This is a genomic window from Streptomyces sp. NPDC002513 (assembly GCF_053595355.1).
This window is the reverse complement of the sequence record NZ_JBSFXK010000042.1, coordinates 23,020-45,799: the sequence shown is the minus strand read 5'-3', so window position 1 is coordinate 45,799 and position 22,780 is coordinate 23,020. Positions and strand designations below refer to the sequence as shown.

General features: G+C 71.6%; 23 protein-coding genes. 13 read left to right on the top strand and 10 right to left on the bottom strand.

Features of this window, described 5'->3' with window-relative positions; genetic code table 11:
- Positions 1–22 precede the first annotated feature (22 nt).
- Entirely contained in the window at positions 23–1,399 is a 1,377-nt protein-coding gene (locus ACWD5Q_RS24655) for a hypothetical protein (protein WP_451429196.1), read from the bottom strand.
- A 79-nt stretch (positions 1,400–1,478) separates the two neighbouring features.
- Between ACWD5Q_RS24655 and ACWD5Q_RS24650 the strand changes: the two genes are divergently transcribed.
- The 3 genes from ACWD5Q_RS24650 to ACWD5Q_RS24640 all read left to right on the top strand — a co-directional run bounded on the left by ACWD5Q_RS24650 (position 1,479) and on the right by ACWD5Q_RS24640 (position 4,114).
- Positions 1,479–2,534 (top strand): NAD-dependent epimerase/dehydratase family protein, encoded by a 1,056-nt coding sequence (locus ACWD5Q_RS24650; RefSeq protein ID WP_451429195.1) that lies wholly within the window; start codon positions 1,479–1,481, stop codon positions 2,532–2,534.
- Positions 2,535–2,723: 189 nt separating this feature from the next.
- On the top strand, positions 2,724–3,434 hold the full coding sequence (locus tag ACWD5Q_RS24645; protein ID WP_451429217.1) for a glycosyltransferase family 2 protein: 711 nt from the start codon (positions 2,724–2,726) through the stop codon (positions 3,432–3,434).
- Positions 3,431–4,114 (top strand): TIGR04282 family arsenosugar biosynthesis glycosyltransferase, encoded by a 684-nt coding sequence (locus ACWD5Q_RS24640; protein ID WP_451429194.1) that lies wholly within the window; start codon positions 3,431–3,433, stop codon positions 4,112–4,114. The genes ACWD5Q_RS24645 and ACWD5Q_RS24640 overlap by 4 nt, the downstream gene beginning before the upstream one ends.
- A 190-nt stretch (positions 4,115–4,304) precedes the next feature.
- Here the strand turns inward: ACWD5Q_RS24640 and ACWD5Q_RS24635 are convergent, their stop codons facing one another.
- From ACWD5Q_RS24635 to ACWD5Q_RS24620, 4 genes are all read right to left on the bottom strand, one after another.
- Entirely contained in the window at positions 4,305–4,796 is a 492-nt protein-coding gene (locus ACWD5Q_RS24635; protein ID WP_451429193.1) for a hypothetical protein, read from the bottom strand.
- Entirely contained in the window at positions 4,793–5,794 is a 1,002-nt protein-coding gene (locus ACWD5Q_RS24630; protein WP_451429192.1) for a metallophosphoesterase family protein, read from the bottom strand. Before ACWD5Q_RS24630 ends, ACWD5Q_RS24635 begins: the two co-directional genes overlap by 4 nt.
- The gene (locus tag ACWD5Q_RS24625; RefSeq protein ID WP_451429191.1) at positions 5,791–6,087 is read right to left on the bottom strand and encodes a plastocyanin/azurin family copper-binding protein; all 297 of its coding nucleotides are present in this window, start codon (positions 6,085–6,087) and stop codon (positions 5,791–5,793) included. Before ACWD5Q_RS24625 ends, ACWD5Q_RS24630 begins: the two co-directional genes overlap by 4 nt.
- Positions 6,088–6,396: 309 nt before the next feature.
- Positions 6,397–6,822, bottom strand: a complete 426-nt coding sequence (locus ACWD5Q_RS24620; protein WP_451429190.1) for a hypothetical protein — start codon at positions 6,820–6,822, stop codon at positions 6,397–6,399.
- A gap of 287 nt (positions 6,823–7,109) precedes the next feature.
- On the opposite strand from ACWD5Q_RS24620, the gene ACWD5Q_RS24615 reads away from it, so the two are divergent.
- The 7 genes from ACWD5Q_RS24615 to tatC all read left to right on the top strand — a co-directional run bounded on the left by ACWD5Q_RS24615 (position 7,110) and on the right by tatC (position 11,847).
- Positions 7,110–7,712: a sigma-70 family RNA polymerase sigma factor gene (locus ACWD5Q_RS24615; RefSeq protein ID WP_451429189.1), complete on the top strand. Its 603-nt coding sequence runs from the start codon at positions 7,110–7,112 to the stop codon at positions 7,710–7,712.
- A gap of 25 nt (positions 7,713–7,737) precedes the next feature.
- Positions 7,738–8,526 carry a zf-HC2 domain-containing protein gene (locus ACWD5Q_RS24610; RefSeq protein WP_451429188.1) on the top strand — a complete coding sequence of 263 codons (789 nt, stop codon included), beginning with the start codon at positions 7,738–7,740 and terminating at the stop codon, positions 8,524–8,526.
- A gap of 323 nt (positions 8,527–8,849) precedes the next feature.
- Positions 8,850–9,272 carry an ATP-binding protein gene (locus ACWD5Q_RS24605; protein ID WP_451429187.1) on the top strand — a complete coding sequence of 141 codons (423 nt, stop codon included), beginning with the start codon at positions 8,850–8,852 and terminating at the stop codon, positions 9,270–9,272.
- Positions 9,269–9,556 carry a hypothetical protein gene (locus ACWD5Q_RS24600; RefSeq protein ID WP_451429186.1) on the top strand — a complete coding sequence of 96 codons (288 nt, stop codon included), beginning with the start codon at positions 9,269–9,271 and terminating at the stop codon, positions 9,554–9,556. The genes ACWD5Q_RS24605 and ACWD5Q_RS24600 overlap by 4 nt, the downstream gene beginning before the upstream one ends.
- 2 nt (positions 9,557–9,558) lie before the next feature.
- Positions 9,559–9,975: a hypothetical protein gene (locus ACWD5Q_RS24595; protein ID WP_451429185.1), complete on the top strand. Its 417-nt coding sequence runs from the start codon at positions 9,559–9,561 to the stop codon at positions 9,973–9,975.
- A gap of 411 nt (positions 9,976–10,386) precedes the next feature.
- Positions 10,387–10,662 carry a Sec-independent protein translocase subunit TatA gene (tatA, locus tag ACWD5Q_RS24590; protein ID WP_451429184.1) on the top strand — a complete coding sequence of 92 codons (276 nt, stop codon included), beginning with the start codon at positions 10,387–10,389 and terminating at the stop codon, positions 10,660–10,662.
- Positions 10,663–10,917: 255 nt separating this feature from the next.
- Entirely contained in the window at positions 10,918–11,847 is a 930-nt protein-coding gene (gene tatC / locus ACWD5Q_RS24585) for a twin-arginine translocase subunit TatC (RefSeq protein WP_451429183.1), read from the top strand.
- 8 nt (positions 11,848–11,855) lie between these two features.
- Here the strand turns inward: tatC and ACWD5Q_RS24580 are convergent, their stop codons facing one another.
- The 5 genes from ACWD5Q_RS24580 to ACWD5Q_RS24560 form a co-directional block, all read right to left on the bottom strand.
- Positions 11,856–12,776: an ROK family protein gene (locus tag ACWD5Q_RS24580; protein ID WP_451429182.1), complete on the bottom strand. Its 921-nt coding sequence runs from the start codon at positions 12,774–12,776 to the stop codon at positions 11,856–11,858.
- A gap of 41 nt (positions 12,777–12,817) precedes the next feature.
- Positions 12,818–14,596, bottom strand: coding sequence for a dipeptide ABC transporter ATP-binding protein (locus tag ACWD5Q_RS24575; RefSeq protein ID WP_451429181.1), 1,779 nt, complete (start codon positions 14,594–14,596; stop codon positions 12,818–12,820).
- A complete protein-coding gene (locus ACWD5Q_RS24570; protein WP_451429180.1) occupies positions 14,593–15,492 on the bottom strand; it encodes an ABC transporter permease in 900 nt (299 codons plus the stop codon). Before ACWD5Q_RS24570 ends, ACWD5Q_RS24575 begins: the two co-directional genes overlap by 4 nt.
- On the bottom strand, positions 15,489–16,448 hold the full coding sequence (locus tag ACWD5Q_RS24565) for an ABC transporter permease (RefSeq protein ID WP_451429179.1): 960 nt from the start codon (positions 16,446–16,448) through the stop codon (positions 15,489–15,491). The genes ACWD5Q_RS24570 and ACWD5Q_RS24565 overlap by 4 nt, the downstream gene beginning before the upstream one ends.
- A 175-nt stretch (positions 16,449–16,623) precedes the next feature.
- Positions 16,624–18,441: a peptide ABC transporter substrate-binding protein gene (locus ACWD5Q_RS24560; RefSeq protein ID WP_451429178.1), complete on the bottom strand. Its 1,818-nt coding sequence runs from the start codon at positions 18,439–18,441 to the stop codon at positions 16,624–16,626.
- A gap of 318 nt (positions 18,442–18,759) precedes the next feature.
- Between ACWD5Q_RS24560 and ACWD5Q_RS24555 the strand changes: the two genes are divergently transcribed.
- The 3 genes from ACWD5Q_RS24555 (at position 18,760) to ACWD5Q_RS24545 (ending at position 22,675) form a co-directional block, all read left to right on the top strand.
- Positions 18,760–20,043, top strand: a complete 1,284-nt coding sequence (locus ACWD5Q_RS24555) for an ROK family protein (RefSeq protein WP_451429177.1) — start codon at positions 18,760–18,762, stop codon at positions 20,041–20,043.
- 233 nt (positions 20,044–20,276) lie between these two features.
- On the top strand, positions 20,277–21,800 hold the full coding sequence (locus tag ACWD5Q_RS24550; RefSeq protein WP_451429176.1) for a M81 family metallopeptidase: 1,524 nt from the start codon (positions 20,277–20,279) through the stop codon (positions 21,798–21,800).
- Positions 21,797–22,675, top strand: coding sequence for a copper homeostasis protein CutC (locus ACWD5Q_RS24545; RefSeq protein WP_451429175.1), 879 nt, complete (start codon positions 21,797–21,799; stop codon positions 22,673–22,675). The genes ACWD5Q_RS24550 and ACWD5Q_RS24545 overlap by 4 nt, the downstream gene beginning before the upstream one ends.
- Positions 22,676–22,780 lie beyond the last annotated feature (105 nt).

Genomic DNA, 22,780 nt, shown 5'->3' with positions numbered 1-22,780 from the left:
GATGCGGCAGGCACCTCAGCCCTCACGCACCGTCCCGCCGCCGGTCCTTGCCTCCACAAGCCCGCGCCCGGACAAATGCGCCGGCAAGCACCGCCACGGCGGCCGGCCCGTACGCGGCGAGTTGGACACCATGCCACTGCAGTGCGTCCGCGACATACAGCGCGGTGCCCGCGGCGGCAACGGCGAGCCACTCCCCCCGGCCGCCCAGGGCCACCAGGGCCACGACGAGCAGCGCGTACCAGTAGTACGCGGGCGAGGTGAGCAGCAGCGCAGTGCCCGTGACCAGCAGCGATCCGTGCCACGGCTGCTCTGGATCACCTCGCCGCAGGACATGCCAGGCGCTGAGCGCCACCAGTGCGGCGGCGGCCGGACCGGCCCAGGCGTCCGGCAGCACCAGCCGCAGCAGCCGAAACCGGCCGACGCCGCCCGGCTCGTACCCCTCCTCCCGCAGATACCCGGGGAGATAACCCAGAACCGCGGAACCGGACGCCAGCAGGTACGGAAGATAGGCGAACACCACGACACCGACGGCGGCGAGCAGCACGCTCGCCGCCTCCCGCACCCGGGCACGCGGGCCACGCCCGGGAGCCAGCACCCCCGACAGCGCACCTGGGAGGGCGAGCACGGGCAGCAGCTTGACGGCGATCGCCGCCCCCAGCAACGCTCCACGGCGCGCTCGCGCGGCCGTGCCGAGCGCGGTCACCGTGAACAGCACTCCGAGCGTGTCCACATGGGCGTCGTTGACCGCGGCGAACGGCACCGCCGGACACCACGCCCACAGCGCCACCCGCCGCACGTCCCCGCGCGTCCGCCGCTGCACCAGCAGCAGCGCCACCGTCGTGGCGAGCGCGAGCATCGCACCTGCGAGTTGCAGAGGCTTGTGCCGCCCGCCCGCCGGGGAGACGGCGTGCACCAGCAGGAACCACCCCTCGGCCACGGGCGGATAGATCGTGCGTTCGGAGGGCCTGTTGATGTGCGTGCACGCACCCGCCACCGGGTGGAGGTCCCACCCACGGCACGCGGTCCCGGCGGGGAAGAGCCACGGATCACGCAACCGGGCAAGCTGTGGCGCGTCCGGCGGGTGGGCGTACGGAGAGACTCCCGCGGCCTGCACGCGGCCGTCCCACGCATAGCGGTACATGTCGTCGCTGGTGCGCGGCGGAGCCGACAGCGCCGCCACACACACAGCGATCCCACCGGCCAGGATCAGCGCCACGGCGGTGCGCACCGGCACCCGCCGCACCGCCCACGCCGCCCCGGCGAACAGCACCCACGCGGCGGCATACCAGGACAGCAGCGCGGCCGGACGACCGAGATCACCGCCGATGCGGACCGCTGCGGCGACCACGGCGACGAGGGCGGCGAGCAGTGCCGTGGCGCAGAGCGTGCGTACTCCCACACCCGCCACAGTGGCAGCCGCGAGCGCGCCGGACGGTCTCGCGGCGCCGCGTGTCCGAATCCGCCGTAGCCTCGAAGGCGTGCTGGTCCTTGTCACGGGAGGGGCCGGGTTCATCGGCTCGCACGTCGTCCGGGCTCTCCTCGAGGCCGGGCACGGGGTGCGCGTGCTGGACGTGCGGTGGCCCGAGCCGCACTTCCCGCCCGGCGTCGCGCTCGTGCGCGGCGACGTACGGGACCGGGCGGTGGTCGAGGAGGCGCTGCTCGGGGTGGACGCGGTCTGTCACCAGGCGGCGATGGTCGGCCTGGGCCGGGACTTCGGCGACGCACCCGAGTACGTGGGGCGCAACGACCTGGGCACCGCCGTCCTGCTCACGGCCATGGCCCGACGGCGGGTGAGCGACCTCGTCCTGGCCGGATCGATGGTGTACTACGGCGAGGGCCGCTACGAGTGCGCCCGCCACGGGACCGTCCGGCCCGGCCCGCGCCGGGTCGCCGACCTGGACGCCGGGCGGTTCGAGCCCGTCTGCCCGCGCTGCGGCGATCCGCTCACCCCGGGCCCGGTGCCGGAGGACGCGCCGCCCGACCCGCGCAACGTCTACGCCGCGACGAAAGTCGCCCAGGAGCACCTGGCGGCAGCCTGGACGCGGGCCACCGGCGGCCGGGCGGTCGCCCTGCGCTACCACAACGTCTACGGGCCGGGCATGCCGCGCGACACCCCGTACGCCGGGGTGGCCTCGCTCTTCCGATCCGCGCTCGCGCGCGGCGAGCCGCCCCGGGTCTTCGAGGACGGTGGCCAGCTCCGGGACTTTGTCCACGTCGCCGACGTGGCCGCCGCCAACCTGGCGGCGCTCGGCGCGGTCGGCACCGCGATCCCGGCCTGGACGCTGCGCGCCTACAACGTCGGCAGCGGGAGCCCGCACACCGTGGGAGAGATGGCCACCGCGCTCGCCGGCGCCTGCGGCGGGCCCGAGCCCGTGGTGACCGGCGAGTACCGGCTGGGCGACGTCCGCCACATCACCGCCTCCTCGTCACGGCTGCGCACGGAACTCGGCTGGCTGCCCCGGGTCCCGTTCGCCGACGGCGTGCGGGAGTTCGCGAAGGCCCCCCTGCGCGGCCGGGCGTCGATGCCTCGGTAAGGCGCGCGTGGGAGACGGCCTCGAGCGCACGGCCACCGGAACCGTAGCGGCCCGCATCGGCCTGAGGCACCCGGCGTCCGAACCCCGCCGGCCGGCGTCGAAGACGGCGACGCCAGCTGCCTGCGCGGCACGGCAACGGCGGCGCGCAGGCAGGTGATCCGGGCGCGTCATCCCACGGATCTCCGTACTCTGGAAGACGTGACCGAGAGCCATCGGGCCCCCCTTGTGGACGTTGTGCTGCCCTGTCTCAACGAGGCAGCCGCCCTTCCCTGGGTGCTGGAGCGGATACCGCCCGGCTGGCGCGCCCTGGTCGTCGACAACAGCTCGACCGACGGCTCCGCCGAGGTCGCCGCGTCGCTGGGCGCGCGCGTCGTGGGCGAACCGGTGCGCGGCTTCGGCGCCGCCTGCGCGGCCGGGCTGCGCGCTGCCACCGCGCCCGTGGTCTGCTTCTGCGACTGTGACGCCTCCCTCGACCCGGGACTGCTGCCGTCACTGGCCGGGCCCGTCCTGGACGGCGAGGCGGATCTGGTGCTCGGGCGGCGCAGGCCGACGACGCGCGGAGCCTGGCCGGTGCACGCTCGGTTCGCCAACCGCGAGCTGGCGCGGCTGATCCGCCGCCGCACCGGCCTGCGCCTGCACGACCTCGGCCCGATGCGGGTGGCCCGCCGGGAGGCCCTGCTCGACCTGGACCTGACCGACCGCAGGTCGGGCTACCCGTTGCAGATGGTGATCCGCGCCGCCGACGCCGGATGGCGGGTGCGCGAGGTCGACGTGCCGTACTACCCGCGCTCCGGCCGTTCCAAGGTCACGGGCACCTGGCGTGGCACCTGGCACGCGGTGCGCGACATGCGCGCGGTGCTCAGCGAGCCGCCGCGGATTCCGGCGGGAGCACTTCGGTGAGCGGCCCGGCGGGGCCGAGGCCCGAGAACGAGGTCGGGCTGACCGCGCTGTTGGTGATCGCCAAGGAGCCGCGGCCTGGACACGTCAAGACCCGGCTCACCCCGCCGTTCACCCCTGCCCAGGCGGCTGCGCTGGCGGAGGCAGCGCTCGCCGACACGCTGGAAACCGTGCTGCGCTGCCCGGCCCGCCGCCGGGTGCTCTTCCTGGACGGCACGCCCGGACGCTGGCTGCCGCCCGGCATCCAGGTGATCCCGCAGGCGTCCGGTGGCCTCGACGAGCGGCTGGCCGCGGCCTTCGCCGCCGTGGCGGACGGCCCTGCCCTGCTGGTGGGCATGGACACCCCGCAGCTCACCCCGGAGCTCCTCGCCCCCGCACTGGATCCCGGCGCGTGGCGGAAGTGCGACGCGTGGTTCGGTCCAGCGGAGGACGGCGGGTTCTGGGCGCTCGGCCTGGCCGAGCCCGATCCTGCGCTGCTGCGCGGCATTCCGATGTCCACCGCGCACACCGGCGTCGCCCAGCGCCACCGCCTCACCGGGGCGGGCCTTCGGGTGCGCGACCTGCCGCTCCTGCGCGATGTGGACACAGCGCCCGACGCGGCCGAGGTGGCGGCCGCGGCGCCGGGATCGAGATTCGCCACCCGTTGGGAGCGCTACTCGTGCGAGCGTCGGTCAGCACGGTGACCGCAAGCCGCTCGTCGCGCAGCTCTCGGGATTCAGGGGCAGTCAGGTCAGGTTCCGGTCGGCTCGGTCGGTGGTGGGGCAGGGTGGCCCGCAGCTCGTTCTCGGTGATCTGCCCGGCGGGGCGGTGGAGTGTCCAGCGGTGCGCCTCGCCGTCCATGGGCAGCACCTCGACGACGGTCTCCAGCGGCGGTTAGCCGACCGGGCGGCTTCGTGGCGGTGGTTCAGTCGGGTGGCGTGCGGGTGGTGGCCCGGTTGGGTGTCCTGACGGTCGGTCGGGCAGCGCGGGGTTGCCTGCCGCGGCACGAGTCACGGTCATCTGCCAGATGGCGAGGAGCAGCAGCGTGCCGGTTTCGGCGAGGAGGCTGAGGACGGCTTGTGGCGCGGGCCGCAGACCGTGCTCGGTGAATCCGGACACCCCTACGGTGCGCGAAGCGGCGAAGCCGCCGAGAGCGCCGAGCGCGACGCCTGCCGCGGCGGTCCTCAGCAGCAGGGGCGGTGTCCCGATCAGCAGCAGGGCGGCGAGGGCGAAGGACGCGCTGGCCTGGAGCAGGAACAGGGGGCCGATGATGTGGATGAAGCGGTACCCGTCGATGTAGAGCTGGGCGTGAATGTATCCGCTGGCGGCGAGGGTCGCGGCGGTCATCCACCGCAGGGTGGGGGCGAGGAATCGTTGGGTGTTCATGCCAGCCTCTGGTCCTTGATGGCCAGTTCGCGGTCGCCTTGGCGGTAGCCGACGCTGCGGATGCCGAGTGCCTCTTTGAGCTGCCGGGCGGGGACGACCTGCGGGGTGGGGGCGGGGGCGCGGCCCGGTTTGGGCAGGGGGTAGGCGGTGGTGGTGGCGGAGTGGAAGGTGATGTTGCCCTCTGTCTTGGTGAACAACTGGTGGACGTGCCCGTTGAGACAGGTGACGGAGGAGAAGCGGCGCAGCAGGGCGATGACCTTGAGGGCGTCGTCGGTGCTCCAGCCCCACTTCGGGTACATGGCGAACAGCGGGATGTGGCTGAAGACCACGATGGGGGTGTCCGACGACAGTCCGGTGATGTCCTTGCGTACGAAGTCGATCTGGTCGGTGCCGAGGTGGCCGAGCTTCTCCAGGCTCAGGGTGTTGACCAGGGCGATGAAGTGCACGCCGTGGGTGTCGAAGCTGTACCAGCCGTCGCCGAGCGTGCCCATGCCGAAGGTCCGCCGGTAGGCGCGGCCGGCGTCGCCGATGGAATCGTGCTCGCCCGGCACAGTGAAGACGCGGTCCGTCTTCATTCCGGCCATCATCTGCCTGACCTGGTCGAACTGCCCGGCCGTGGACAGGTGGGTCAGATCGCCGCTGTGCATGACGAAGTCAGGTCTGAATCCGAGCGAGTTGACCTGCTTGATCGCTTCGGTGAAGGAGCCGGCCACATCCATGTTCGCCGGGCCCTGGAACCCGATATGGCTGTCGGAGACCTGCACGAACCGCAGCGCGCCGCTACCCGCTGCGGCGTCCCCGGCCGCGGCCCCGACGTTGGTGTTCCGGGAGCCGGCGATGTGGCTGATCACCTCTCCGCCGGCCACGGTGAGCACCACCGCGCCGCCGAACCACCCTGCGTGCCTGATGAGTTGACGCCGAGTCATACAGTGTTCGGTATCGGGCTGACCGGCGTCGTCGGCCAGTGCTCCGTCATGACTGTCGTAGTGGTCGGTCATCGGGTCACCTCCACAGTGGCGGTCATGAACGGATGGATGGTGCAGAGATAGGCATAGGTGCCGGGTTTGGTGAACGTGTAGGTGTAGGTGGCGTGGGTGGCCAGGGCGGCCGAACGCAACGGGCCGCCCGATCCGGCACTGGTGACGGTGTGGGGGTCGGTGTCCTGATTGGTCCACGTCACCCTCGTGCCCACTTTGACCTTCAGCGTGGCCGGGGAGAATGCGAAGTTCTTGATCGCCACCGCGTTCCCGGTCACCGGCGCGGCCGGCGCGCCCGTGCTCGAGGGACTCATGGGCATGCTCATACCGGGCATCGGCGAGGCGCCGGGAGCGGAGCCTTTCCCCGGCCCCGTGTCGCCGGGCATCCCTGCCGTCCGGTGCTGACCCGGACCGGGTGTGATGGCGCCGCCTCCGCCGGCCGAGGAGTGCGACGACTGGCCGCATGAGCTGAGGACCCCCACCGCGCCGGCGGTGGCGATGACGGCGACAGCCAGCCCGGCCGCAGCGCGTGATCGGCGGCCTGGTGTGCGAAAGTTCAGGTGCATGGTGTCCGTTCCTTAACTGATCAGGCGGAGACGGGGACTGCGCCGGCTCGGCGCACGTCACCGCAGGAATATGTGGTGGATGCCGTGGTGGATGCCGTGTTCATGGGCGTGCGCCCGTCTCGGACCCGGCGAACCAGCATGGGTGCCGCCCCGGGCCGGCGGCTCGCCCGACGTACCGCGCGCCGCACATCCGCCCTTGCGTGCCGCGAAGGTGCGGGCGGCATGCGGCAGTTCCCCTATGGGGAGCCGCGAGTGACCCGGGGCAGGCCGGCGGTGCCCATACGGGTGGTGCGCACGCCGGGCCGGGCGGAGTTCCGTCCCGGTGACTGCGCGGCCCTCGATCGCTGTGCGCGTAGAGCCGTCGCCGTGGTGGGCGCTGGGCACGGGCGGAGACTGCGCGGTGGCGCCTGCTTGGATGCGCGGGGGCGGGGTGAGCTTGGCCGGCGCCAGGGGCGTGTCCGTCGCGTGGTGTGTCTCCGTCACCTCTGATCCATCCTTTGTCGCATAGGGAATCGACGAGGAATCGCGTGTGAATCGGCTCTTGTCCGGCTCCACGGACGGCGGGGGTCCCACGGTTCGGCAGATATGCACTTTTTATGAGATTTCTTGACATCGCCGCAGATCAGTCGGCCTCCCGGGCGCCGCGCACCCTTGGCCCTGGTGGCACCACAAGGTCCGACAGGGACATATCACCTGATTCTCACAGAACGTAACCGAGATCGACCCGTGCGTCACGGGACAAAGCGATGCATGTGCGCGATTATCGGCTTATGCACTGGAGTTCCCGAAAACACGGTCCACGGACCGATCCGGATCGCTCCGCGCACCGTGTCTCTGGTAAAGGGACGCTTTCGACCGCAGATGAGGAACTGCTGCGCACGCTGTACGCGGAGCATGCAGGAGCCCTGTTCCACTACGTGCTGCGACTGACCTCAGGAGATCGGCAATGGGCGGAGGATGTGGTGCAGGAGACGCTGCTACGAGCGTGGCAGCATCCCGCCGCGTTCGATCCTGCACGGGGCCCGGCCCGGGCATGGCTGTGTACGGTCGCCCGGCACTTGGTCATCGACGCCCACCGGGCCCGGCAGTCCAGGCCCGCCGAGGTCGGCGGCGAGGCCCTTCAGCGGGCCGCCGAGCAGACGCCGGGCGAGGACCAGATCGAGCAGGCACTGCAGAGCTGGGCGGTGGCCGACGCCGTCCGGTCGCTGTCCCCGGACCACCGCGCCGTCCTGCTGGAGACCTACTACCGGGGGCGGACCATGGCGGAGGCCGCAGCGGTGCTGGGCATCCCGCTGGGCACCGTGAAGTCACGGACGTACTACGCCCTGCACGCCCTGCGGCTGGCGCTGCAGGAACGGGGCATCGAGCCATGACCGTGGCGGGCAGGAGGTGGCGGCCATGAGTGCGGAGCACGACGCCCTCCGGCTGGCGCTGGGGGGATACGTCCTGGGCACGCTGCCCTCGGCAGAAAGGGAACGGGTACGCACCCACCTCACGGAATGCGCCGAATGCAGGACCGAACACGCCCAGCTGGCGGGATTGCCTGCGCTGCTGGCGACGGTGACCGACGCCGAAGCCTCAGGCCAGAGGGTGCCGACGGCCGACGGGGACCTGGCCGACCGGCTGGTGGCACGGGCAGCCGAAAGCGCGCAGGGCTCCCTGCCCGAACGGCCCGCCGCGCCCGCGGTGCCGCAGGCGCCGGCCGGGGGTGTGCTGGAGAGGCTGCTCCAGCAGGCCGCGGCCCGGCGCCGCAGGACCTGGCGTCTGCAACTGGCCGGCGCGGCCGCCTCGCTGACGTTCATCGCGGCAGCGGCCGGCGGCACCTGGCTGGCGGCCATCGGCACCGTGGGCAGCGTGGCGACGCCGCCCGGGCCGACCGCGCCCACGGCCTGGCGCACCTTCTCCGGAAGCGATCCCACCACCGGCGTCTCCGCCTCGGTGAAGGTCTCGCCCTCTGCCTGGGGCAGTGTCCTGCAGGTCTCCGCCAAGGGGGCACCCGCCGGAATCACCTGCCGGCTGCAGGCGGTCGGACCCGGCGGAGTCAGAACGGACGGCGCTACCTGGCGGGCAGGCGAGTACCCTCCCGGCACCACGATCCCAGGGGCGGTTGCCATGTCCCCGGGAGCCATCGACCACTTCGAGATCCTCGCAGACAACGGTCAGAAGCTGGTCACAATCCAGGCGTGAGGCGATGCCGGAGTCGTCATGTCACTGGGCGGCCTGGCCGCCCAGTGACATGACGACAGCTGTCGGGTGTGAGCGTACGGCGGCGAGTGCGGCATCGAGCCCTGGCGGAGGCGAGTGAGCCCAGCCAGACCGCCGGCATTGACGTGACCCACAAGAAGTCGGGCAAAAGCCGTGCACGATTCGAACCGTTCGGCATGCGTCGCCCGTGGAACTGAATGAGCGCGCCCTTCAGGATCCGGCCTACCGACCGACCCCGAAGTTGTCGGTGGTGTCCCCCCGTTCCGCTCTCCGCACATCCACAGAAGAGCCAGAAGACCATGTTCGTGACCGATTCCCCCCGCCCGAGTTCACTGCTCGGCCAGCCCTGCCGCCACGAGGCGCTGCTCACCCTGCCCGCGCAGGAGGCGCACGTCTCCGCTGCTCGTCACTTCGCGGCCGATCTGCTGGAGACCTGGAGCGTGCCCGCGAGCGAGCGGGACTCCGCCGTTCTCATCGTCGACGAACTCGCCGCCAACGCCGCCCAGTACGGCCGCGAGCGCATGACCCTGCTGCTCGTCCTCGACGACGGCACTCTGCACATCGTGGTCACTGACTCCGGCACGGCCGTGGAGCGCGATCGCCCCGACACCGCCCCCGACGAACACGGCCGCGGCACCGGCATCGTCCAGTACCTCGCCCAGTCGACCGAGGTCCACCAGACACGCAGCGGCCGCGAGGTCCGCGCCTGCCTCAGGTGCTCGCCATGACCGAGCCGGGCGTTCCGCACGAACTGCGGCCCCTCGCCAGGGCGGGCACCGCAGCACAGCGACGGGTCACCGGGGGCGGCTGCGGCGCCGGGTCACCCGACGACCCCGCCGAGTGGGCCTCCACGACCCACAAGCCGTGCCCCGTCGACGGCTGCCCGGGCCCGGCCCGGGTGCCCATGCGGTCCGCGGCACACCCATCGGCCCTCGATCACGGCGACCCCGACCACGACACGGTGCTGTGTCGACGCTGCGGCGCCGGCCCCTGCGTACCGGCGGAGGTGTGAGCATGGACGTCACCCCGAACAGCGGCGAGGGCATCGACGCCCCGCCCCCGCACGAGGCGTACGCGAATGCGCCGGACCTGCGCCGCGAGATGCGCCACGTGCTCGCTCTCGGGGCCGAACGTGAGGGCCGCCAGGCCAGGCCCGTCACCGGTCCCCTGGTCGATGCGACGGCCGCCGAACGCGCCTGGCTGCTCCGACGGGCCGCCCTCATGGACCGGATGGCCCTCGACGACCCCGGCCCCGGCCCGGACGCAGCCGCCGCGGAAACCGCCGGGCAACTCGTCCTGCACGACCGTCGCCATCCCGAACTGGTGGCCGGCCCGCACCACCCCGACGCGATGACGCTCGCCCCGGGCCACCGCCTCTACGTCCGCCAGGAGTACGCCGCCTGGACGGCTGCCGGGCGCCCCAGAAACTGAATCGACCCCGATCCGACAAGGAGAAGGACACATGAACCGCAAGGACATCGACACCCGGCACTCCCCCGCGGCAGCCGGCCCACTCCCCTCGCCTCGCCTCCCATGCCCGACAGCCATGCGTGAGCATCACGCCGGTCCGCGACAGGAACGGTCACGTCAGGGAAAGCCGATGAACGCACCGTGGCCGAACGCGAAGACCCATCGGCTGTTCCCCGTGCCCGAACGTGTTTGCTCCCAGGGGCAGCGGCAGGGCGTCCATCCGGCCCAAACGCCTCCACACACTCCGCGAGCCGGGCAGCCGGCGCAGGTGGCCATGCGGGTCACAGGCGGCGAACCGCGCCTCGCCGTACCGGTCGAGCTCCCCGCGGTTGCGGCGGCGACGGGCGACGCGTTCGAAGGGGTGGTGTGACGATGTTCCGCAATGCGCTGGAGCCCTGGCACCTGCTGATCCTGGTCGCGGTGGTGGTTTTGATCTTCGGCTCGAAGAAACTGCCCGACACGGCCCGGGCGCTGGGCAGGTCCATGCGGATCCTCAAGAGCGAGACCAAGGCCATGAAGGACGACGGCGCCTCGAACGAGCCACGCCCCGAGCCTGCACCGGGACCGGGACCGCGGACGATCTCGGGCGCTCCCGGAGACACCGCCGCCGCCCGCACCGCGCCCACGGACAGCACGACCAGCGACTGAGACCGAGCCCGGTCCTGCGCACCCCTGGCTCATCCCCGCACGAGACGCTGCCCGAAGCCTCCCCGGCCGGCTCACCTCTTGCACGGTCGGGCCGCCCGCGTCCGTTGTCTGCGGTATCGGTCGGCGTCTTGGCCGGAGCACCACGGGCCGCAATCGGCGCCGTAGCGCGCTCGCGCCCCACCGGGTGACGGAGACAATCAACTACGCACGCAGGGCCGGTCGTCTCCGGTCTGCCGCACGAGATGAGGACGAGGCGTGCCCCAGTCGGCCCGCAGCAAGGAGAAGGATCCCGAGGGGCGGATGCCGCTCGCGGAGCACCTTCGTGAGCTCCGCAAACGGCTCGCCAAGGCCGTCCTTGCCATCCTGGTCGTGACGATCGCCGTGGCCTTCCACTACAAGGGCATCGTGAACTTCTTCACCAGGCCGGTGCTGGACTCGGTCGGCTGCCCGACGTCCTTCGCCGATCTGGCCCGGCAGACCGCGGACACCACCTGCGCGCGGATCACGATCAACGGTCTGCTCGCGCCCTTCACCCTGGCGCTGAAGGTGTCCCTGATGGCCGGCGTCGTGCTGGCCTCGCCGGTCTGGCTGTACCAGCTGTGGGCGTTCGTCGCCCCCGGCCTGCACAAGCACGAGCGGACATACGCCTACGCGTTCGTCGGCGCGGGCGTCCCGCTGTTCTTCGGCGGCGCCTTCTTCGCCTACAAGGTGCTGCCCACGACCGCGAAGGTGTTGATCGACTTCACCCCGCACGGGGTGAACAACCTGCTGCCGCTGGACGATCTGCTCGACCTCGTCACCCGCATGGTGGTCGTCTTCGGTCTCTCCTTCGAGATGCCGCTGCTGCTGGTGATGCTGAACCTCACCGGAGTGCTGTCCGGCCGGCGGATGCTCGGCTGGTGGCGCGGCATGATCGTGGGGATCACGGTCTTCTCGGCTGTGGCGACGCCGAGCACGGACCCGCTGACCATGCTGGCGCTGGCCGCGCCGATCTGGGTGCTCTATTTCGCCTCCGTTGTCTTCTCGCTTCTCAATGACCGGCGCAAGGCCCGAAGAGAGGCAGCGGCACCCGGTGACGACGAGACCTCCGACCTCGACCTCACGCCGCAGGACATCGGCGCAGTGGAATCGGTGTCCGCCAGTCAGGCCCTGCCCGCGCCGACGGGTAATGACGACGTGACCTGAGGATGCCTTCAGGCCAGTTCGCGTCGGGCGCGGGCGGCGGCTCCGACCGGGATGGCGTCGGAGGCCAGGGCGGCCTGGACCAGGCGGACGGGGTGGCCGCTGACCGGGGGGTCGGCGGCGAGGGCGGACAGGATGACGGGCTCCAGCAGGGGCCAGGCGCGGCTGACACCGCCACCGACGACCACCGTGGTGATGTCCACGATGCCCGCCGTGATCACGATCGCGCGGGCGATGCCCGCTCCCGCGGCTCGGTACACCGCGGATGCGTCCTCGTCCCCTCGGGCGGCGGCCTCGGCGACTTCGCGGGCGGTGAGGCGGTGGCCGGTGCGGTCGGCGTAACGAGTCCCGATGGAGCGGCCGGAGGCCAACGTCTCCAGGTGGCCGCGTCCGCCGCAGGAGCAGGGCAGGTCACCGAAGCCGGGGATGTGCCCGATCTCGCCGGCCGCGCCGTGCGGACCCGCGTACAGGGCGCCGTTGGTCCACAGAGCGCCGCCGACCCCGGTCCCCAGGGTCATGCCGAGGACGTCGGCCTCGCCGCGCACCGCTCCGCCGCAGACCTCCCCGTAGAGGAAGGCGTTGACGTCATTGTCCAGGAAGGCCGGGACGCCGAGGGCCTCCTCGACGGCGGCGGTAACGGCGAAGCCGGCCCAGCCGCGGAAGGAGTCGCTTGCGACCAGGATGCGGCCGTTCGCGGAGTCCACCACACCGGCGGCGCCGATTCCGGCGCCCACCAGGCGGCCCGGGGTGCGGGCCAGCAGCGGGGCGAGCGCGTCGAGCGCGGCGCCGACCATGGCCCGGCCGCCCTCGTTCGCCGGGGTGACGACCTCTGCGCGGTCGAGGACGGTCAGGTCGTCGGAGCAGACCACCACCTGGGTGGTGGTGCCGCCGATGTCGATGCCGGCGAACAGCGGGCGGGGGGTGGTGAGCATGGCCGGTTCCTGCGGAGTGTGGGGGGAGAGAAGGGGTCCGGTCACGCCTGGGCCTCCGTACGGCCAGCCGCGAGGGTGGCCAGGCGTTCGGCCCTGCGGCCTCGCTGCACCACCGGGTCGGGCACCGGCACGGCGGCCAGCAGACGGCGGGTGTAGTCGGTCTCCGGATGGAGCAGGGTCGTCCCGGTGGAGCCCTGCTCCTCGATGCGGCCGGCGCGCATGACGACGACGCGCTGCGCGAAGTGCTGCACGACGGCGAGGTCGTGGGAAACGAACAGGCAGGCGAAGCCCAGTTCGCCCTGGAGTTCGGTGATGACCTCCAGGACCGCTTCCTGCACGCTCACGTCGAGCGCGCTGGTGGGTTCGTCGGCGACCAGGAGCCGGGGTTCCAGGACGAGGGCGCGGGCCAGGCTGACCCGCTGGCGCTGTCCGCCGGAGAGTTCGCGGGGCGTGCGCCGGGCGAGTTCGCGGGGCAGCCGGACCCGGTCGAGGACGGCGGCGACCTTGGCCTGCCGGTCCTTGGCGGACAGGTCGTGACGGTGTACCCGGAGCGGTTCGGCGATGCACTCGCCGACGGTCATCCGGGCGTCGAGGGAGGCCACCGGGTCCTGGAGGACGACACCGATGCCGGCCCGCAGAGCGCGGCGGGCCCGGGCGCGGGTGCGGCGGAGGTCGGCGCCGAACAGGGAGACGGTGCCGGAGGTGGGCGGAATCAGGCCGAGTGCGACCCGGGCAGCGGTGGACTTGCCGGAGCCGGACTCGCCGACCAGGCCCAGCGTCTCCGCCGGCCCGACCTGGAACGACACTCCGCCCAGGGCATGCACGGCGGCCCGGCCGCGGCCGAACACCACGCTGATGTCGCGCAGTTCCACCACCGGTTCACCCTCGGGGCCGCCGGGCGCGGCAGGCGAGGCCGAAGGCTCGGCCGCGGAACGGTTCGTCCGGGCCGGCACGGATGCCGCAAGCCGGCCCGTGCCGTCCGCGACCTCGGCGACGGACAGCCGGGGCACGGCGGCCAGCAGGCGCCGAGTGTAGTCGTGGGCAGGGCGCAGCAGGACGTCCTCGACCGATCCCGTCTCCACGATCTCGCCGTGGTACATGACGGCGACCCGGTCCGCGAAGTCGGCGACGACACCCATGTTGTGGGTGACGAGCAGTACGCCGGTGCCGGTCTCGACGGCGAGCCGGCGGAGCAGATCGAGGATCTCGGCCTGCACGGTCACGTCGAGGGCGGTGGTCGGCTCGTCGGCGATGAGCAGGACGGGCTCGTTGGCGATGGCCATGGCGATCACGACCCGCTGGCGCTGTCCGCCCGAGAGCTGGAACGGGTAGGCGTGGGCGCGCTTCTCCGGTTCGGGGATGCCGACCCTGCGCAGCAGTTCGACGGCCTCGGCGGCGGCGTCCTTGGCGGACACCTCGCGGTGGTTGCGGATCACCTCGGTGATCTGCTTCCCGATCCGGGTAAGTGGGTCGAGCGCAGTGGCCGGTTCCTGGAACACCATGGAGACGGTCTTGCCGCGCAGCGCCGCGAGGCCGTTCTCCGAGGCGCCGACGATCTGGGTGCCGGCGATGACGGCGCTGCCGGTGGCGCGGGCGTTCCCGGCGAGCAGGCCCATCGCGGCGAGCGCGATGGTCGACTTGCCGGAGCCGGACTCGCCCACCAGGGCCAGCGTCTCGCCCGGTCGGACCTGGAGAGACACTCCCTTGACCGCGGGTACGTGGCCGGTCTCGGTGGTGAAGACGACGCCCAGGTCGTCGAGTTCGAGGATCGGGCCGGACGCCGCGGTGCGGGCGGCGGAGCCCTTGGTGGTGGCGGTCATCCGCGTCCCCTCACATCGAATGCGTCGCGGAGTCCGTCCCCGATCGCGTTGAACGCCCACACCACCAGGATGATGGCCAGGCCGGGCGGCAGGATGAGCCACCAGTAGCCGGAGTAGGCGGCGGTCAGACCGGCGGAGAGCATGCCGCCCCAGTCGGTCTGCGGCGGCCGGACTCCCATGCCCAGATAGGAGACGTAGGCGACCAGCAGGATGGCGTCGGCGACCTGGAAGGTCGCGGCGACGATGATGGTCGAGACCGAGTTCGGCAGGATGTGACGCAGGATCGCCCGGGCGTGCGTGCCGCCGATGGCGCGCAGGGTCAGGACGTAGTCCCGGTTCTTCAGGGTCAGCGTCTCGGCGCGGACCAGCCGGGACGGTACCAGCCAGGACACCAGGCCCAGGATGACGACGAGGCCCGTCAGTCCCGGCGTGGTGATGGCGGAGACCACCAGCAGGATGAACAGCGCGGGGATGGCGATGCCGGCGTCGACGATCCGCATCATCACGGCGTCGATCCAGCCGCCCGCGTAACCGGCGGCGGCGCCCCACAGAGTGCCGATGACGGTGGCGAGCACGCCCGCGGCGAGGCCGACGATCAGGGAGACCTTGCCGCCGTACATCAGCCGACCCAGCTCGTCGTGGCCGACGGCGTCGGTGCCGAGCCAGTGCGCGCCGCTGGGGGCGAGGTTGACCTGCTGGAGCATGGTGTGGGTCTGGTCGGTGGAGTACACCAGCGGACCGACGAAGCAGAACAGGAAGAAGAAGACCACGACGGCGAGTCCGACGACGGCCAGCTTGTTGCGCAGGAAGCGGCGGACGGCGAGCCGCGCGCCGGAGGCCTCGCGCGGCGCGGCGGCCTTCGCCGGGTCCATGTCCACCTGGGGGACGGCGCTCATGCCCGACCTGCCTTCACTCGGGGGTCGATGATCCGCTGGACGATGTCGGCGAGCAGGGTGCCGACAACGGTGGCGACGGCGATCACCAGGACGCAGCCCAGCAGGACCGGGTAGTCGGAGGACTGCGCCGCAGTCCAGAACAGCAGCCCCATGCCGGGGTAGTTGAAGAGCTGCTCGACGACCAGGGCACCGCCGAAGAGCACGGGCACGTAGTAGCCGAGCATGGCGACCACGGGCGTCAGCGAGTTGCGGAACACGTGCCGCCGCAGGATGGCGCCGGAGTGGGAGCCGCCCGCCCTGGCCGTGCGGACGTAGTCCTCGGAGAGGTTCTCCAGGGTGGCCGACCGCATGTAGCGGCTGAACACCGCAACCATGGAGGCCGCGCCCGCGGCCACCGGCAGCACCAGGGCCTGTGGGTCGGAGAACACCTGGCCCAGCGTCTCGCCCTGCGGAGCCTGCGACGGGAACCACCCCAGCTCCTGGCTGAAGACCAGCACCAGGATCAGCCCGAGGAAGTACACGGGCGTGGAGTAGGCGATGAAGCTCAGCGTGGTGAAGACGTAGTCCACCGCCTTGTTGCGGCGCACGGCCTGCCACATGCCCAGCGGGATCGCGAGGGCGAGGCCGACGAGAGCCGACAGCACCGTGAGGACCAGGGTCTTCGGCAGCCGCTCGGTGATGAGCTGGGAGACCGGCTCGTTGAGGGTGTACGAGGTCCCGAGGTCCCCGTGCAGCAGCTGGCCGAGGTAGTAGAAGTACTGCACGGGCAGGGGCTTGTCCAGGCCCTGTTCGTGGTTGAAGCGGGCGATCTGCTGTGCGGTGGCCTGCGGCCCGAGGATCCCGCGCGCGGGGCCTCCGGGCAGGGCGTGCAGCAGGCCGAAGACGACGATCGTCACGATGACGATCACCGCGACGGCCTGGAGGACGCGTCTGATCAGGTACGAGGAAGTGCTCATGTGTTTTCCGGTCGCTTCGTCTCTGTGGTGCGCGCGGGCGTCACCTGGACATGGATGTCTCTGCGACGTGGGTGTCGGCGTGGTGGGTGCCGGTGTGGCGCGGGCGCGCGAGGGGTGCGCGCCCGCCCCGGGCAGTCGGCCGGTCGGTGCCCGCGCGGGCACCGACGTCGGAGCTCTACTTGGTCCACTTCCACATGGCGGGGTGGAAGTTGGCGAGGGAGTCCTGGGCGAAGCCGCCGAGGCCGTCCTTGACCACGGAGATCTGGTAGTCGGGCTCCGGCAGCCAGATCACAGGGAGGTCCTTGGCGAGCGCGGCGCTGTACTTCTGCACCGCCTCGTTCGAGGAGGACGTGGTGGTCTCGTTGATCAGCTTGTCGACCTCGGAGTTGGAATAGCTGCCGAAGTTGGAGCCGCCGCCGGTGGCGAAGAGCGAGTCACCGCTCGGGAAGGCGGGGAAGTACCAGCTGCCCGCGGTGCCGAAGAAGGACAGCTGCCACTTGCAGTTCGACTCGCCGGCGGTGCACTGGCCGGCCTGCGACAGGACGGAGTTGACCGGGGCCGTCTTGATGCTGAACGTGATGCCGGTCTTCGCGAACGACGACTGCAGCGCGCTCATCATGTTGTCGGTCACGGTGGAGCCGGACTGGGACAGCACCTGCATCTCGAACTTGGTGCCCTTGTCGACGCCCGCGCCGCACTGGTTGTCGCCGTGGCCGGGGCTGGTGCACACCATGGTGCCGCCCTGTTCGGTCCAACCGTGGTCGGTGAGCAGCTTCTTCGCCTTGGCGGTGTCGAACGGGTACGGGTTGTTCTTCTGGTCCGGGGAGACGAAGGACGAGTCCTGGCCCTGCGGGATCGGGCCGTAGGTGGAGACGGCGGTGCCGTTGAAGACCACCTTCGAGAGGGTGGTCTGGTCCACCGACATCTGGATCGCCTGGCGGGCGTACAGCTGCTTGAACACCGGACCCATGGTGGGGTTGTTGAAGTTGTACGGCATGTAGGTGATCGCCCAGCCGGTCCACGGCTTCACCGAGTAGCCCTTGGCCTTGAAGGACGACTCCTGGCTCAGGTCGGTGGCGTTGATGTAGCCGTAGTCGACGGTGCCGGCGCGGAGGGCGTTCTCCTCGGCGTCAGTGGTGGTGAACGGCAGCAGGTTGACGTTCTTGATGTTGGCCTTGCCGCCACCGTCGTACTTCGCGTTGGCGGTCAGCTCGACCCTGCCCGCGGTGGAGAACGACTTGATGGTGTACGGGCCGCTGATCGTCTTCCACAGCGGGTCGGTCGCGTAGCCGGCGATCTTCTTGGCGGCGTCGTTGAGGTACGTCCAGACCTTCTTGGCGCCGGCGGCGGTCCGGTCCAGGTCGGAAACGGCGCCGGAGTCGCTGGTCTTGTCCCAGACGTGCTGCGGCATCGGGCGGATCATGCTCAGCTCGTTGGCGAGCATCCACTCCTGGTTGTACGCCTTGTCGAAGGTGATCGTGAAGTGCGTGTCGTCGATCGTCTTGAAGGAGGTCCAGTTGTCCGGCGCCTTGCCCGGGCTGTAGCTTGCCCAGTCCGCCTTGTTGGCCTTGATCAGGTTGAACCAGAACTCCACGTCGCGCGAGGTGATCTGCTTGCCGTCGCTCCAGTGACGATTGCCGAGGGTGATCGTCACGCTCTTGCTGTCCGCGGCGAACTTCGCGTCGGTGGCCAGCGAGTTGTCCTTGTTCCAGCCGACCTTGCCGGTGGAGCCGTCGTACGCGATCAGCGGCTCCCAGACGGCCTGGGATATGGAGGAGTTGTTGGTGTTCAGGTGCGAGGCGGTGCCGACCGGGAGGATCCAGTTCGGCGTGAAGTTCGCCGGGAGGGCGTAGTTGATGGTGTCCGACGACGCCGAGCCGGAGGACGACGACGTACCGCCGCCGGAGCAGCCGGTGACCAGCGCGCCAGTGGTGATGGCGGCACCCGCGACGAGGGCCCAGCGGCGGCCGGCCGCCGTGTGAGCAAGGAACATGACTCTCCTCAAAGTGGAACGACCCGCATACGTCCCGGGGGGACCCGGGCCGGCGCCGCGGATCGGCGCTGTGCATGGCGACAGTCAACGACGGGCGCGCTGAACTAACAAACAAGAATTAATAACAAGTAAGTTTCTGCAATCTCGAAAAAAGTCACACCCACCCCCTCTAGGCGCCTCAAGTAGCGCTTATATGCCGATTTGAGGCGGTTCTACTTTGCATCGACACTCTCTACTTCTTCTACGGAGCTGTTCCCTGCCCGCCAGGACGGGCGTACTGTCTCCGTCACACCCACCGTTGCGGAAGTTACTTCGTACATGACTGAAATAAGTGCACGGGACCGCAAGACCACCAAGGGCGTGTCCCCGAAGGGCACGACATCGAGGGGCGCCGCGCCGAAGGGCACGACCACCCTCGCCGCGCGGGTCCTCGAACTCGTCGCCTCGGGCCAGGCGTCGTCCCGCGCCGAACTTGCGGAACTCCTCGGCACGGCCGCCTCCACCATCTCCCTCACCGTGGCCCAGTTGGTCGAACGCGGGCTCATCGCCGAGGAGGGCACCCAGTCCTCCACCGGCGGCCGCCCCCGCAGGGTGCTCAGGGCGGGCAGCAACGACGAGTACGCCGTCGCTGCCGACGTCGGCGGCCGCCATGCCCGGATCGGCGTGGTGCTCCCGGGCGGCGATGTCCGTGACGTCGCCAACGTCCCGTTCGAGGTCGCCGACGGTCCCGAGGCTGCCCTGCCGAGGCTCGCCGAGCACCTGGAGTCCCTCGCCGAGCAGCGGGGACGCGACCGGCTTCGGGGCGTCGGGCTATCCCTGCCCGGGCCGGTGGACGTCACCGCCGGCGCCGTCGTCCTGCCGTCCCGGATGCCCGGCTGGAACCGCTTCCCGGTCGCTGCCTGGCTGGAGGAGCGCTTCGGGGTCCCGGCCGCCGTCGACAACGACGCCAACTGCATGGCGGTCGGTGAGCAGAGCGTCATGCCCGCCGAGCACCGGCAGTCGATCATGGTGAAGATCGGCTCGGCGATCGGTGCCGGCGTCATCGCCGACGGCCGCCTCTACCGGGGTGCCACCGGAGCCGCCGGCGACATCACGCACATCCGCATCGACGGCGCCGCCGACATCCCCTGTTCCTGCGGCCACACCGGCTGCCTGGAGACCGTGGCGTCCGGCGCCGCGCTCGTCCGCATCCTGCGCGAACGCGGTCTCGACGTCGCCGGCCTCGAGGACGTGGTACGACTCGCCACCGACGCCGACCCGGAAGCCACCCGCGCCATCCGCAAGGCCGGCGACCACCTCGGCCAGGTACTCGCCGCCAACGTCAACTTCTTCAACCCGGACGCCGTCTATCTCGGCGGCATCCTCTCCACCCTCGAACCGTTCGTCGCCGCGGTGCGCAGCAAGCTCTACGAGAGCTGCCACCCACTGGTGACCGAACACCTCACCATCGAGCGGGCCGTCCTCGGCGCCGACGCCGGACTGGTCGGCGCCGGACTGTTCGCCCTGCAGCGCGCCCTGGCCGGCGCTCTGGCCCGCACTCTGGGCGACATCGGGGGCACCGGCACGGACCGGTTCCCTACCGTGGCGTTTCCTGGAAACTGACGCCCGTTCAAAAAGCCCCGCACCGGGTGGACTCCCGCCTCGGGCCGCGTCCCACGGCTACCGGCGTCGTCCGGCGGCCGGCCTCCCGCGGGAAACGAAGTCCTGCAGGAGGCGAAGAAAGTCCGGGGCCCGGGATCCGCCCGCGGTGCGAGCCCGGACCCCGGGCAGCAGCCCGAGGCCCGCAGAAAGAGCCTCCCGCACCGCCCACTCCGCACCACCACGCACGAGGAGCCATGTCGCACACCCGCACCGCCGTCGCCCGCCCGGCCATCGCCGTCGCCGGCCTCGGCATCGAGTCCTCCACCTTCTCCCCGGCCCGCACCGAGGCCCCCGCCTTCCACCCCTCGCGCGGCGCCGCGGTATTCGACCGGTACCCGTTCCTCGCCCCCGGCGAGGAACTGCGCGAGGCCGCCGAATGGCACGGCGCCCTGGTCGGCAAGTCTCTGCCGGGCGGCACCGTCACCGCTGCCGCCTGGACCGCGCTCACCGACGAGCTGATCGAACGCCTCGCCGCGCTGCCCCGGTTGGACGGCCTGTGGTACGACATCCACGGCGCCATGACCGTGGAGGGGATCGACGACGCCGAGGCTGTGCTGCTGGAGCGCATCCGCGCCACCGTCGGCCCCGACGTGATCGTCTCCACCTCGATGGACCTGCACGGCAACGTCTCCCGCGAACTCGCCCACCGCAGCGACCTGATCACCTGCTACCGGATGGCCCCGCACGAGGACCACATGGAGACCAAGGAGCGCGCCGTCCGTAACCTGGTCGACCTGCTGGCGTCCGGCGCCCCCCGCCCGGTCAAAGCGTGGGTGCCGGTCCCGGTGCTGCTGGCCGGCGAGCAGACCTCCACCCGGATCGAACCCGCGAAGAGCGTGTACGCGGCGGTCGACGAGGTCGAGGCAGCCGACGGCGTGACGGACGCCGCCATCTGGGTCGGCTACGCCTGGGCCGACGAACCCCGCAATCGCGCGGTCGTGGTCGTCACCGGCGACGACACGGCGGCGGTCTCGGCCGGGGCCGAACGCCTCGCCCGGGGCTTCTGGAACGCCCGCCACGACTTCGACTTCGTCGCCCCGACCGGCACTTACGACGAACTCCTCGACGAGGCCCTCGCCTCCGACCAGCGGCCGTACTTCATCAGCGACACCGGCGACAACCCCACCGCGGGTGGCGCCGGTGACGTCACCTGGGGCCTGACCCGGCTGCTGGAGCGCCCCGAGTTCCAGAAGGAGGACGGGCCGACCGTCATCTACGCCTCGGTGCCCGGCCCCGCCGCGATCGAGACCGCCGTCGCCGCCGGGGTCGGCGCCACCGTCACCGTCACCGCCGGTGCCGAGGTCGACGACCGGCACGCCGGCCCCGTCACCCTCACCGGCGTGGTCCACGCGATCCGGCACGGCGACCGGGACGCCGAGACCGAGGTCGTCATCCGGGTCGGCAGCGTGTACGCGATCCTCACCAGGCTGCGCAAGCCGTACCACCACGAGCACGACTTCACCGACCTCGACCTCGACCCGCGCTCCGCCGACATCGTGATCGTCAAGATCGGCTACCTGGAGCCCGAGCTGTTCGACATGTCGGTCGGCTGGAAGATGGCCCTCACTCCCGGCGGTGTCGACCAGGACCTGGTGCGCCTCGGCCACCGCCGCATCCGCCGCCCGATGTTCCCGTTCGACCGCGACATGGCCGACCCGGACCTGACAGCCCGTATCATCCCGGCCTCCGACCAGCCGCTCACCGGGGACGCCGAATGACCGACCACACCACCCGGCCCCTCGGCCCGCCCCGGGCCGGCGGTGCGGGCCGGGCCCCGGCACCGGTGGCGGCCGACGAGGTTCCCGGACTCGGGCGGCCCGGACCAGTTGGACCGGTCCACCGGCCTGCACTGGAGATCGCCGTCACCTCACCGGCCGGTGCCCGGGTCGCCCTCGACCACGGAGCCGATCGCGTCGAACTCTGCACCGGCCTGGAACTGGGCGGTCTGACCCCGTCGGCCGCGCTCGTCGAGGCGGTCGCCGCAGTAGGCCTGCCGATGCAGGTCCTGATCCGCTGCCGACCGGGCGACTTCGTCCACGACGCCGAGGAGATCGCCCTGATGGTCGCCGAGGTGCGGTCCGTGATCGCCTCCGGCGCCTCCGGCGTGGTCGTCGGCGCGCTCACCGCCGACGGCGGCCTCGACACCGACGCCGTCACCCGCCTCGCCGCGGCGGCTCATGACGCGGGCAGCCCTGTCGAGGTGACCCTGCACCGCGCGATCGACCTGACCGCGGACCCGGTCGCCACCGTCGCGCTGTTGCCGGCCCTGGGGCTCACCCGGGTGCTCACCTCCGGCGGCGCCCCGGCCGCCGGACAGGGGCTGGCCCGCCTCGCCGCCATGGTCGAGGCAGCGCCGGGCGTGCAGGTGATGGCGGGCGGCGGGGTGCGCCCCGCCGACATCCCCGCGTTGACCACCGCCGGCGTGGCCGCCGTCCACCTCTCCGCGAAGCGCCGCGCCGAACCCCGCCGCGAGGGCGCGTGGATCCCCCTCGGCGCCGCCAGCGTCTCCGCCGAGCAGGACACGCACTTCGTCACCGACCCGGCGGTGGTCGCCGAGGCCAGGAGAATGCTGGAATCGCAGGCAACCGGCTGACCGGCCGTGCGCTCCCTGCCGGAGCGGGCCGCCCCGAGAGTCCGCGGGAAGGCGGGTTCCTGCCTGAGCTCGCCCAGCGTCTTACGCAGGCCGCACGGGTCGTAC